At 63.1% G+C, this 12,599-nt stretch carries 11 protein-coding genes; 6 read left to right on the plus strand and 5 right to left on the minus strand.

Annotated features, from left to right (window positions below; genetic code table 11):
* Window positions 1-24 precede the first annotated feature (24 nt).
* The 5 genes from ACZLIF_RS19920 to ACZLIF_RS19940 all read right to left on the minus strand — a co-directional run bounded on the left by ACZLIF_RS19920 (window position 25) and on the right by ACZLIF_RS19940 (window position 5,348).
* Window positions 25-273 carry a hypothetical protein gene (locus ACZLIF_RS19920; RefSeq protein ID WP_128987629.1) on the minus strand — a complete coding sequence of 83 codons (249 nt, stop codon included), beginning with the start codon at window positions 271-273 and terminating at the stop codon, window positions 25-27.
* Window positions 274-749: 476 nt separating this feature from the next.
* Complete coding sequence (gene rpmG, locus ACZLIF_RS19925) at window positions 750-917, minus strand: 50S ribosomal protein L33 (protein WP_169411268.1); 168 nt, start codon at window positions 915-917, stop codon at window positions 750-752.
* Window positions 918-927: 10 nt separating this feature from the next.
* Window positions 928-1,164: a 50S ribosomal protein L28 gene (rpmB, locus tag ACZLIF_RS19930; protein WP_005411638.1), complete on the minus strand. Its 237-nt coding sequence runs from the start codon at window positions 1,162-1,164 to the stop codon at window positions 928-930.
* A 199-nt stretch (window positions 1,165-1,363) separates the two neighbouring features.
* A complete protein-coding gene (locus ACZLIF_RS19935; RefSeq protein ID WP_164972330.1) occupies window positions 1,364-4,291 on the minus strand; it encodes a KAP family P-loop NTPase fold protein in 2,928 nt (975 codons plus the stop codon).
* 160 nt (window positions 4,292-4,451) lie between these two features.
* Window positions 4,452-5,348, minus strand: a complete 897-nt coding sequence (locus ACZLIF_RS19940) for a LysR family transcriptional regulator (RefSeq protein ID WP_128987627.1) — start codon at window positions 5,346-5,348, stop codon at window positions 4,452-4,454.
* Between the two features lie 108 nt (window positions 5,349-5,456).
* Here ACZLIF_RS19940 and ACZLIF_RS19945 point away from each other — a divergent pair, with 108 nt between their 5' ends.
* The 6 genes from ACZLIF_RS19945 to ACZLIF_RS19970 all read left to right on the plus strand — a co-directional run bounded on the left by ACZLIF_RS19945 (window position 5,457) and on the right by ACZLIF_RS19970 (window position 12,525).
* Window positions 5,457-5,846: a RidA family protein gene (locus tag ACZLIF_RS19945; RefSeq protein WP_128987626.1), complete on the plus strand. Its 390-nt coding sequence runs from the start codon at window positions 5,457-5,459 to the stop codon at window positions 5,844-5,846.
* 278 nt (window positions 5,847-6,124) lie between these two features.
* The gene (locus ACZLIF_RS19950) at window positions 6,125-6,460 is read left to right on the plus strand and encodes a hypothetical protein (RefSeq protein ID WP_053517722.1); all 336 of its coding nucleotides are present in this window, start codon (window positions 6,125-6,127) and stop codon (window positions 6,458-6,460) included.
* 56 nt (window positions 6,461-6,516) lie between these two features.
* Window positions 6,517-7,770, plus strand: coding sequence for a TolC family protein (locus ACZLIF_RS19955; protein ID WP_128987625.1), 1,254 nt, complete (start codon window positions 6,517-6,519; stop codon window positions 7,768-7,770).
* Window positions 7,767-8,972: an efflux RND transporter periplasmic adaptor subunit gene (locus ACZLIF_RS19960; protein WP_128987624.1), complete on the plus strand. Its 1,206-nt coding sequence runs from the start codon at window positions 7,767-7,769 to the stop codon at window positions 8,970-8,972. Before ACZLIF_RS19955 ends, ACZLIF_RS19960 begins: the two co-directional genes overlap by 4 nt.
* 10 nt (window positions 8,973-8,982) lie before the next feature.
* On the plus strand, window positions 8,983-12,210 hold the full coding sequence (locus tag ACZLIF_RS19965) for an efflux RND transporter permease subunit (protein ID WP_128987623.1): 3,228 nt from the start codon (window positions 8,983-8,985) through the stop codon (window positions 12,208-12,210).
* Window positions 12,211-12,270: 60 nt separating this feature from the next.
* Complete coding sequence (locus ACZLIF_RS19970; RefSeq protein WP_128987622.1) at window positions 12,271-12,525, plus strand: BPSL0761 family protein; 255 nt, start codon at window positions 12,271-12,273, stop codon at window positions 12,523-12,525.
* Window positions 12,526-12,599 lie beyond the last annotated feature (74 nt).

Consider the following 12,599-nt stretch of genomic DNA (forward strand, 5'->3'; position numbering starts at 1 on the left):
CGGCTCTACAAGGGAGGGCGGGCTTCAATGCCGCACCGGCACCTCGCTCAGCTGGCGAACCGATTCGGCGTGGCGGCGGCCGTTGAGCGCCATGCAGGCAATGGCCTGCGCCGCCCGCTCCAGCTGTGCATCCGGCAGCGGCGAGGAGATACCCTTGCTCAGCGCCAGATGGTGGTCGCACAGCAGCAGCGCCATGCCTTCGATGCCTTCCAGCATGCGCTGCAGGCGCAGCCAGCCCAGTTCCAGGTCCTGCCGGTGTGATGGGGTGTTCATGCAGCCTCCTTCAACGGATCTGGCCACCGGTGAAGGTGGCGGACGATGCGTGGTTGCAATACCGGGAACGGTAGCCACCAAACCGGCGGGCACGAGGCCCCCACGCACCGTCCGCCATAGAGGCAGATGGGTCGCCCGCCGTCGGAGGAGCTTCTCCGGCAACGGCGGGCGAGTTTACTGGCTACCGATTCGACGGGATTGCAAGCCCGGCCGCTGCATCTGCAGCGGCTCGCCATCATGGACACAGCGAAGCCAGTGATTCCAATTGATTTGGATCGCGCGAACTGCCGGAACCGGTAGGAAGAATCACTTATCGCATTCGGCCCATGATTCCGCGCACTGCGCCATAGGCGACAGCCTGCGCAAGGAGTACGGCCGTGCCGGCCAAGGGTCGGCACCCACCAGACCAGACGACAGGCATGAAAAAACCCGCCACAAGGGCGGGTTTCTTCGCGGGGACCAGCAATCCGTGCGGATTACTTGATCTTGCCTTCCTTGTACAGGACGTGCTTGCGCACGACCGGATCGTACTTCAGGAATTCCATCTTCCCCGGGGTGTTCTTCTTGTTCTTGTCCGTGGTGTAGAAGTGGCCGGTACCGGCCGAGGAAATCATACGGACCTTATCGCGCTTGCCTGCCATGATGCTTTACTCCTCAGACCTTTTCGCCGCGCGCACGCAGCTCAGCCAGAACGGAATCGATGCCGTTCTTGTCGATGGTGCGCAGTGCATGCGCGGAAACACGAAGCTTGACCCAGCGGTTCTCGCTGGCCACCCAGAAACGGCGCTCGTGCAGATTCGGCAGGAAACGACGACGGGTCTTGTTGTTGGCGTGCGAGACGTTGTTACCCGTCTGCACTCGCTTGCCGGAAACCTGGCATACGCGGGACATTGCGCACCTCGATAGTAGTTGTTGTCAGCCCGTAGCCCGGGAGACGGCGGCCTCGGTGGTTGCCCACCACACGTCAAGAGAATCAAAGGGTTACGCTGGCGTTGGGCGGCCGGGGACGTGCTCCCGGGGGCGCCGCCCGGTAGAAAACCGGACACAGCGAGCCGCGCATGATGGCACCCCTTTACCAAAGTTGCAACCCTCAATTCCCGCGCTCTACCGCGATGCCATTTGCGATGACCGCATTGGCATTGGCATTGGCATTGGCATTGGCGTCGGCGTCGGCGTCGGCGTCGGCCCCAGCGTTCAGGTATGCAGCGTCTAACGTGTCCCACACCTGCCTGAGATGCTCAGCATATGAGGCTCTATAGTTCGCCGTCTCGACAACTCGCTCCAAACGATCCAGCCGCCTCAGTTTGAACCGCTCATGGTTATCTAACCAAAACCGTTTGAATCTAGCCGGATCCAATCCTTGCTCCAATGACTCTCGAGTTGGAACAGCACCTATTCCCTCATCATCGAAATAGTCACGAGAGAAGTTCGAAAGGCAGTAATCAGCGAAAACCATCATGGTTTCATCTTGATCTGAACTAAAGCAAAGTCCGAAAAGATAGGTATTCATGATCTCAGCTATACCCTGCTTGTCGGAATCACCCTTTACATCGTAAAAGCCACAGCCCACCCCACTACCAGTCGGCGGCAATGAATTTGACAGCTGGTAAGAGATGAACCCTGCGACGCCACCCCATTTGACGAGGGGCGCGGTGACGAAGTCCTCATTTGACGACTCCTTCCAGCATTCAATGAATACATTGGCCCCAGAATCAATGTATCTTTCTTTGAAAATCTGGAATGCCTTCTGCGATATTAATCTCACGCCATCAATTACAAAAATATTCTCCTGTTTCGCGCGGCCGGACTGCATTGCAGGCTTGGCGTATATGTGCTCGCGCGCCAGCGCAAGATGAATATTCCTCAACTGATTTCCTCTATCGGCGCAGCAAAGAAGACGAAGCAGCATGACGTCATGGATCCCTTGCAACCCACGCCCAACTGCGCCGAGCCTATTTATCAATGACGCATCTCCGTTGCCAACTACAAGCTCCTGCAGCTGCGCGGCGGAATGCTGAAACTTCGGAGATGCGTGATCCAGGCCATCAAATATAGAGTTAGTAATTATTGCAAGCGAATAGATACAATTTGAACGATCTGAAGGAGACCCAACCGAACTAAATTTCGGCAGATTTTCAACGATGAAATCAATCATCTGCTCTTTAGCATCACGACTAAATTGATTAGCTGACGAGGCAAAGGCCGCAAGTAATTTCACTTGGGCTGAAAATTTTTCGTGAAGTACAGATTTTTCAATCTCAACGGACACCTCTGACCCCAAGGCAACCTGGTTCAGAATACTTTCGTAGACGACCTCAGTTGTAAGCGGATCAGGAACAACGAACCTAACAATCAGATCAAGGTAGTTGGCTAGATTTCTCCTTCCAGGGGAATTAAAGCATGCCAGCGAAATTAGCTGACCCCTAGTCGCCTTATCTTTATCAATACCTATGACGCCTACGTCAAACAACTGCTTTACCAAGTATTCAGAGTCCCTGCACAGGCCAGCAGCGTATTCGGAGAACTTGGCGCTATTTGCATAGAAGCCACCAGAAGACTCCACTGAGAATATTCCAGTTCGACCCTCGCCCTCGTTGGAATATATCTCCCTAAACACTCCCGGAAAGTTTAGATGCAGCACAAGAAGATTAATAAGATCCGTTCTGTTAAAGTCCGTCTGATGCAACTCAATCCTCTCAATGCCCAACAGCAGCATCGCGTTAATAAGTCGCTTAATTTTCCTTATATTACCCACCATGCCAACATAATTCCCACCCGTACTGCCTTCCAGCAAATCCGCGAGATTGCTGAGAATTGACTGGAGACCTAGAACTCTCGCAGATCCGATTGATTTATCGTCTGAGGATAGCGCAGACCTCCACCCTCCACGCAGATATTCCGCTAGATCGCGGAGGTCCGCGAAAAGAGAGACTTTGGCGTTGATGAATTTTTCTAAATATTCTCGAGTCGACTGATCTCCAGACCTTTTGATTATTCTCTCAGTATCATAGACAAGGACATATGTTATGTTTGAGGCGAGCCGTGACCTGTGAATCATGAATAGAACCCGATTCATTACCTCGAACTCAACCCGATCGAGGTCATCCAGTACAATTATCGCCCTCCGACCATTCCTACGAAGGACTTCGTCAACATCAGCGACAATTTCATCAACCGTACTGGCATTGCTATCGATGGAGAGACGAACTCCAGGAATCGAAAAGCCGGGCTCAGCTTTAATCATTCGGGCGTATTTAGATGCTAACGGACGTAACTCAGGGGCAAAATGATCAATCCTGATTCGCCCGGATAGCTCTCGAATAAATGACCTAACTAAGTCGCCCTCACCTAAATATTTAATTGGCTCAAATCGAAATACAATTATTTCTTCATTCTTATCCCATTCGATTTGCGCGAAGTTCACAAAGCTGCTTTTCCCCACTCCCCAGGGGCCATCAATGCCGAACACCAACCCGCCAATCGCACTTTCTTTTGCTACCAGGTCAGCAAAACTCTTTGCTTGGTCGCTAGATTTCAATTGATCATTGTTGACGCTTTTCAGCTCATCATCTGGCAGGAACGAAACTCGCTCGTGGCAACTCAACTTAGCTCGACCTGTGGCCCGGACTGTTGCACTTCCGAGCCCGATCGTAGTCAGCAAATAGAAAGATACGCCCCAGGCCACATCTAAGTTCTCAATCCGATTTCCTAGCTGAAAGCTGGCCGCGATTTGCAGGGCAACGTATGCCCCTACAGCGGCTGAAATAAGCAGATCCAATCGACCGCTCTTCAGAATTCGCTTCAATTCCAGCCAGGTAAGTCGCTCATACAGATAGGTCGGAACAACGATTATTGAGCCGAAAACTAATAGGACCACCAGATGAAGGTTGTCCTCAAAAAGATGCTCATACATTGAGCTGCCTGCGATGTGCCCGACGCAGGTGACAGATGCAAGCAAGAATCCTGCTATTGCAGATCCGATCAGCAACTCAATCTCCGCGATCTTCACGGTTGCCACGCTCTGTTTCATCGGCTCTAGCACGAATTTGGAAAGTAGAACTATGGCGCCTCATCATTAAAGAGGCAATGATGCGATTCCCTTCCATCGGCCATCTTTGTCAGTAGAGAGCCTAGCTCCTCAGACAGTCCGTACATCAGATTAAGTTTGGGTATGCGCTCTACTTTCCGAGCACCTCCACCACCCAATCAATGAACACCCGCAGCCGCTGGCTCATGTGCCGGTTCGGCGGGAACATCACGTGCATCGGCATCGGCGGCAGCTGCCAGTCCTCCAGTACTGGCAGCAGCTCACCACGCGCAACGTGCGGTTCGGCCATGTAGCGGGGCAGCGCCACCACGCCCAGCCCCGCCAACGCCGCCGCCAGATAGGCGTTGCCATCATCGAAACCGACCGTGTAGCGGCCCTGCACCTCGATGCGCTCATCGCCACGCTGTGCACTGAATACCCTGGCGCGGCCACTGCGCGGGCTGAGGAAGCCGACCATGTGATGGTCGGGCCCTTCCAGCGCACGCGGATCGGCCGGCACACCGAAACGCTGCACGTACACCGGGCTGGCGTGGAAACCGATCGGCAACGCCCCCAGCGGCCGCGCCACCAGTGCCGGATCGGTCGGGGTGCCGCCACGGATCACGCAGTCGACGTTGTCGGCGATGACATCGACCTCGCGATCACTCACGCCGATATCCAGCTGGATCTCCGGGTAGCGCGCCTGGAAATCCGGCAGCGCCGGTACCAGCCGCAGCCGTGCGTAGGGCCCGGGCACATCCACGCGCAGGCGCCCGCGCGGCTGGGTGGCCGCCTCGCCCAGCCCGCCCTCCACCTCGTCCAGTTCGGCCAGCAGCCGGGCGATGCGCGGGTAATAGGCCGCACCGTCGGCGGTGACGCTGACCCGCCGCGTGGTGCGGTTGAGCAGGCGCAGCCGCAGGTGCGCCTCCAGTTGCTGCACCAGCTGGGTGGCCGTGGTGCGGCTGATCTGCAGGGTGTGCGCGGCGCGGGTGAAGCTGCCGGTTTCCACCACCCGGGCAAAGGCCCGCATCGCCTCGAAACGGTCCATGGCTGGCCGCAATTGTTTGGAATTGGCAATCAATCTAGGCCGATCATCGCGGTTTATCCAGACAGCGCCGACGGGGAGGATGGTGTTCTCTCCCACGGGATCTTCCCCATGTCACAGCGTGATGTCGTTTTCCCCGCCGGGCGCCAGGCCCTCTATGAGCGCAACCGCTACTCGCCGGCGATCCGGTCCGATGGCTTCCTGTTCGTTTCCGGCCAGGTCGGCAGCCGCGAGGACGGTTCGCCCGAGCCGGATTTCGAGGCGCAGGTGCGCCGTGCCTTCGAGAATCTCAATGCGGTGTTGACTGCCGCAGGCTGCACATTTGATGACGTGATCGACGTGACCGTGTTCCTGGTCGATCCCGAGAAGAACTTCGAGAAGGCCTGGGCGATCGTGCCCGAGTACTGGGGCGAGGCGCCGCACCCCACCCTGACCGGTATCGGCGTGACCTGGCTGTACGGCTTCCAGTTCGAGATCAAGGTGATCGCGAAGCTGCCGTGACCCGGGTAGTGCCGGCCGCTGGCCGGCAATGCGATGGGATCAGAGCCCTTTCCAGAGAAAAGGGATCTGACCCCAGCGGCGAAAAGCGTGTCGACCAAGGTCGACACCTACCAGAGCACATGTGCGCGACGCACCCGAACGGCGGGTTGGGTCAGAGCCCTTTCCGGAGGAAAGGGATCCGACCCCGCGCCCGCCCAGCTGAACGGGAGATTCCGACGAATTCCCGAAGTGGCCATTGATATTGTATCCGGCGAAAACCGCTTGCTAGCCTCCCCTCCATGCGCCGGATCGCCCGCCACCTACGCTCGTACCTGCTGATGCTGCTGATGGCGGCATTCGTGGTCGTGCCGGTGGCCGACGCGCTGGCGTGCGCGGTGGAACCGCATGCCAGCGTGGCACATGTGGAGTCGGCGGCCGATGACACCGCAGGCGACAGTGACAGCAAGCACACCGGTGCCTGCACGCATAACCACTGCCACCATTCCACCTCCAGCCTGCCGGCGAACACCTTCGCCGCCTTCGATGCGCCGCTGCCGGCGCGCTGGATGACGGCCGGCGATGCGACGGCCTACGCCGTCGCCCAGGATGAACTGACGCGTCCCCCCCGGGCGTGAGCTGAGCGCGTCCCGCTGCTGCGGGCTCCCGTTTCACTCACAACCGGAATCCCCCTATGTCGATCCTGACACCACGGTCGCCGCGTGCGGCCGGGCTGGTCGTCGCCGTGTTGCTGGGCCTGGCCCCGGCGGCATCGGTGATGGCGCAAGCTGCTCCTTCCTACGACACCCTGCTTGAACGACTGGACCAGCTGCCCGGCGCCCGTGTGGGCTCGGCGCTGGCCGAGGCTGCCGACGCCCGCGCCGACCAGGCCCGTGCGCTGCCCAATCCTTCCCTTTCCTGGTCGGCCGAGAACGCGTGGGGCACCGGCTCCTACGGCGGCATGGGCAAGGCCGACAGTGTGCTCAGCCTGTCCCAGCCGCTGGAGGTCTGGGGCCAGCGCGGCGCGCGCGTACGTGCCGCCCGTGCCGAGGCCCAGGCCGCCAATCTGCGTGGCGCGCAAAGCCGCAGTGATGTTGCCGGCCAGCTGGCCGCGGCCTACGCACAGGCAGAGAGCGCATTGCGCCGCTACACCCTGGCCGAAGAGGCGCTGGCCCTGACCAGCGACGATGCCAAGGCCGTCAATGCCATGGTCAGGCAAGGGCGTGAACCGCAACTGCGTGCGGTGCAGGCGCAGAGCGAGGTGGCCAATGCCAGCGCCGCGCTGGACGAGGCGCAGGCCTTCCGCGACGCCGCGCTGGCGCGCCTGGCCGGCGCGGCGCTGCTGGATTCGCCGGTGCAGTCGATCGACAGCAGCCTGCTCGACCGCGCACCTCCGCTGCCACGCGGCGCCACCGATGCCGCACTCGCGGTGCGTATCGCCGAAGCCGAAGCCGATGCGGCCGGCCGGCTGGTGGACGTCGAGCGCAAGCGGGCGCTGCCCGACCTGAGCCTGACCGCCGGACAGACCCGCTTCCGCGAAGGCGGCGAACGCGCTTACACGCTCGGCGTCAGCCTGACCGTGCCGTTGTTCGACCGCAACCGGGGCGGCATCCGTGCCGCCAGTGCCGACCAGCGCGCGGCCGAAGCCCGCCTGGACCAGCAACGCCGCGACAGCGAGGCCGGACGGCTGTCGGCCATTGCCGGGCTGAAGGCTGCCAGCAGCCGCACCCGCGCCGCCGATGAAAGCGTGGTGGCGGCCGAGGAAGCCTATCGGCTGGCCCGCGTCGGCTTCGATGCCGGACGCATCTCGCAGCTGGAACTGCGCAGCACGCGCAGCGCGCTCATTGCCGCCCGCGGCACCGCGGTGGATGCACGCCTGTCGCGCGTCGCCGCGGAAATCGATCTTGCCCGCCTCGAGGGGCGCGCACCCTTTATGGAGGCCCCATGACACTGTCCCGTTCCTTTCCCCTGCTTGGCGGCGTCGTGCTGGCCGTTCTCCTCGCCGGCTGCGCCGGCAACGCACAGACACCGGAAACAGCCGATGCCACTGCAGCCAAAGCCGGCAGCGATGACGGCCACGGGCACGCAGCCGACAGCCCGGACGCCAAGGCCGAGGCTACCAAGGCACCGGCCGACGCCGACGAAGGCGTGGTGCAGCTGACGCCGGAACAGATCAAGGCGTCCGGTATCGAAGTGGTGGCCGTCGGACGCGGTGGTGGCGGCTCCACCCGCCTGTCGGGCCGTGTCGAACCATCGGTGGGCGCACGTGCCTCGGTGGCGTCCACCGTGAGCGGTCGCGTCGAACGTGTGCTGGTGGCACCAGGCACAGCGGTGAAGCAGAACCAGGCCCTGGCGATCGTGGTCAGCGGCGAAGCCGCCGTGTTCCGCGCCAACGCTCTGGCCGCATCGGCCGAAGCCGAGGCAGCACGCCTGGCCTACGGCCGCGACAAGGCGCTGGTCGAACAGGGCGTGGTCGCCCGCCAGGAGCTGGAAGCATCGCGCGCCCGTTCGCTGGCCGCACAGGCGCAGGCGACTGCCGCACAGGCGCAGGCCGCGGCCAACGGTGCGCCCGATGCCAGTGGCCGCGTGCGCATCACCAGCCCGGTGAGCGGCATCGTCGGCAACGTCCAGGTCACTCCAGGTGGCGTGGTCGCCGCAGGCAGCGCGGTGGCCGATGTCGCCGATCCGGCGATGAACGAGCTGGTGTTCACCGCACCGCCTGCGCTGGCCGCGCAGGTCACCCCGGGCATGACGCTGGAGGTCACGGTGCCGGGCGGCAGCTTCACCGCCACGGTCACCGGTTCTGCGGCTGACGTGCGCCAGCAGGGCGGCGTGGCAGTCATCCGCGCGACGCCGGTGGAGGCGGCCTTGCCGCCGGCCGGTTCGCCGGTCTCGGCCAGGGTGGTCACCGAAAGCCGGGAGGGTGCACTGAGCGTGCCAGCCGATGCCGTGCAGAACGTCGACGGCAGCAGCGCCGTGTTCGTCGCCGTGGAAGGCGGTTTCAAGGCACAGCCGGTGCTGGCCGGCCGTCGTGCCGGTGATCGCATCGAGATCCTGGGTGGACTGAGCGGCAACGAGCGCATCGTCGGCACCAATGCCTTCCTGCTCAAGGCCGAACTGGCCAAGGGCGAAGCCGAGCACGGCCACTGAGGAGGCGACCATGTTCAAGCTCATCATTGAATCAGCGGTGCGCTTCCGCTGGCTGGTGGTGTTCCTGGCGGCGCTGATCGCGGCCTGGGGCCTGTTCCAGCTGGGCAAGCTGCCGATCGACGCCGTGCCGGACATCACCAACCGCCAGGTGCAGATCAACACGGTGGCACCTGCGCTGACACCGGAACAGATCGAGCGGCAGGTGACCTACCCGCTGGAAACCGCGCTGGCCGGCATTCCCGGCCTGACCACCACCCGTTCGCTGTCGCGCAACGGCTTCTCCCAGGTCACCGCGATCTTCACCGACGCGACCGACATCTACTTCGCCCGCCAGCAGGTGGCCGAGCGCATGCGTGAAGCGGCGGAAGATCTGCCCGATGGCGCATCGCCGCTGCTGTCGCCGGTCACCACCGGCCTGGGCGAGGTGCTGATGTGGACGGTGGACTTCACCCCGTTCGATCCCGCCCGGCTGGCCAGACCGGGGGATGCGGGCTGGCAGGCCGGCGAGGTCTACCGGACGCCGGAGGGCAGCCTGCTGCGCACGCCGGAAGAACGCGCCACCTACCTGCGTACGGTGCAGGACTGGATCATCGCGCCGCAGATGCGCTCCAGCCCGGGATTGGCCGGCGTCGATACGGTCGGCGGGTACGTGAAGGAGTACGGCGTGCACCCGGACACTGCCAGGCTGGCTGCGCATGGCCTGGGCCTGGCCGACCTGGTCACGGCACTGCAGCGCGCCAACGTGCAGGCGGGTGCCGGTTTCGTGCAGCGTGCCGGCGAAGGCCTGGTGGTACGTGCGGACGGCCTGGCACTGACCACTGATGATCTGGCGCAGGCCCCCGTTGCGACCCGCAACGGCGTGGTGGTGCGCGTGGCCGACGTGGCCGATGTCGATCTCAGCCGTGCACCGCGCCTGGGCGCGGCCAGCCGCAATGGTCACGAGGCCGTGCTCGGTACCGCCCTGATGATCGCCGGTGGCAACAGCCGCACCGTCGCGCAGGCGGCAGCGGCGCGCCTGGAGCAGGTCAACAGGTCGTTGCCGGCCGACATCGTGGCCGTGCCGGTGCTGGACCGCAGCGTGCTGGTGAACTCCACCATCAGAACCGTGGCAAAGAACCTCACCGAAGGTGCGCTGCTGGTGGTGGTGGTGCTGTTCCTGCTGCTGGGCAACCTGCGCGCGGCAACCATCACCGCGCTGGTGATTCCGCTGTCGTTCCTGTTCGCCGTGATCGGCATGAACCGCTTCGGCATCAGCGGCAATCTGATGAGCCTGGGTGCGCTGGATTTCGGCATCCTGGTGGACGGTGCAGTGATCGTGATCGAGTCGACGCTGCTGATGCTGGGCCAGCGCCGCGCCGAACTGGGCCGTGCGCTGACCGCGATGGAACGTCTGCGCGTGGCGGCGGAGTCGGCGCGGAAGATGGCGCGTCCAGCGGCGTTCGGCCAGTTGATCATCCTGCTGGTGTTTGCGCCGATCCTGACCCTGGAAGGCGTGGAAGGAAAAACGTTTCATCCGATGGCCGCCACGTTCATGCTGGCTCTGGTGGGTGCCTTCCTGTTCTCCTTCACCTTCGTGCCGGCCATGGCTGCGCTGCTGGTGCGCGAGCCGAAGCTGAAGGAAAGCGGGGCGCACGCCGATGACGGCGAACACGAAACACGCCTGATCCGCGTGCTGCGCGCACGCATCGAACCGGTGATCCGCAAGGCGGTGGACCACCCGCGCTCGGTGCTGGCCGGCGCGGTGATGATGGTGGTGGTGGGCATCGGTTCGTTCTCGCTGCTGGGCCGCGAATTCATGCCGACGCTGGATGAGGGCAATGTGGCGATGCAGGCGTTGCGCGTACCGTCGACCTCGCTGGAGCAGTCGCTGGCGATGCAGCTGGCGCTGGAAAAGGCGATTGCCGGGCAACCGGAAGTGGAAACCGTGTTTTCGCGCACCGGTACCGCTGAAGCCGCGATCGACCCGATGCCGACCAACATCTCCGACAGCGTGATCGTGCTGAAGCCGCGCAAGGAGTGGCCCGATCCGACGCTGGACAAGGAGGCGCTGGTGGCGCGCTTCGAGGCGCTGGCCGGGCAGCAGCTGGGCAACAGCTTCGAGTTCAGCCAGCCGATCGAGCTGCGCTTCAACGAGCTGATCTCCGGCGTGCGCACCGACCTGGCGGTGATGATCTTCGGCGATGACTTCAGCCAGCTGCAGAAGGTGGCCGACCAGGTCGCGTTGAAGCTGCGTGCGGTGGACGGTGCGGCTGACGTGCGGGTGGAGCAGATTTCCGGCCTGCCGACCCTGAACGTGAAGATCGACCCTGTCGCCGCCGCGCAGTACGGGCTGACCGCTGCGGACGTAAGCGATGCACTGGCCACCGGCATCGGTGGCACGGCGGCCGGCAAGATCTTCGAGGGCGACCGACGCTTCGACGTGGTGGTGCGGCTGGACGATGCCGCGCGCAACGATCCGGACCAGCTGTCATCGCTGCCGATTGCCACACCGGCCGGACTGGTCATTCCGCTGTCCTCGGTGGCCCGCATCACGGTCAGCGAGGGACCGAACCAGATCAGCCGCAACAATGGCAGCCGCCGGGTGGTGGTGCAGGCCAATGTGCGCGGCCGCGACCTGGGCGGCTTCGTCGGCGAAGCGCAGGCAGCGGTGGCCGACGTGGCGCTGCCGCCGGGCGCCTATCTCACCTGGGGTGGCCAGTTCGAGAACCTGCAGCGCGCGGAAAAGCGCCTGGCAACGGTGGTACCGGTCGTGTTCCTGCTGATCGGCAGCCTGCTGTTCATGGCCCTGCGCAGTGGCAAGGAAGCCGTGCTGGTGTTCAGCTGCGTGCCGCTGGCGCTGGTCGGCGGCATTCTCGCCCTGCTGCTGCGTGGCATGCCCTTCTCGGTATCGGCGGCGGTCGGCTTCATCGCCGTGTCCGGCGTGGCCACGCTGAACGGCCTGGTGTTGATGCAGGCCATCCGCGAGCGGCTCGATGCCGGTGACCTGCCCCTGCAGGCGGCAATCAACGGTGCCGCCAGCCGGATCCGCGCGGTGCTGACCACGGCACTGGTGGCGATCGTCGGCTTCATTCCGATGGCGATCGCCAGTGGCTCCGGTGCGGAGGTGCAGAAACCGCTGGCGACGGTGGTGATCGGTGGCCTGATCACGGCGACCGCGCTGACCCTGCTGGTGCTGCCGACCTTCGCTGCGCGCGTGGCCAGGCCTCGGCCGGCCAACGTGGCCGGCACGTCGCACTGAGGCCCTTCTGGCCCGGCAGGGATGTACCTGCCGGGTCGATCACCTGCAAGGAGACGTTGCATGACCACACCGCAGGACCGCACCCGCCACCTGGTCCAGGCCGGCGCCTTCCTGATCGAACTGGCCGACAACGCCGGGCTGCCGATGGATATCCGGGCCGAAGCGCATCGCCTGCTGCGTCACTACCCTACGGTCAGCGAGATCCGGATGATGGCGCAGCTGGAGAACAATACGGCGATCTTCAAGGTGCCGTTGATCGCCGACGCCTTCGAGCGCGAATGGGTGGATCGCTACACGCGCGGTGCGCATCGATGAAGACGCGGCGGGGCCGGGGTTCCTGGAGGAAACCCGGCCCCGTCTGCCGCGCTTCGCGCTCGCCGGGCGTGGCC

It is taken from the genome of Stenotrophomonas sp. 2201_Sma (genome assembly GCF_056486685.1).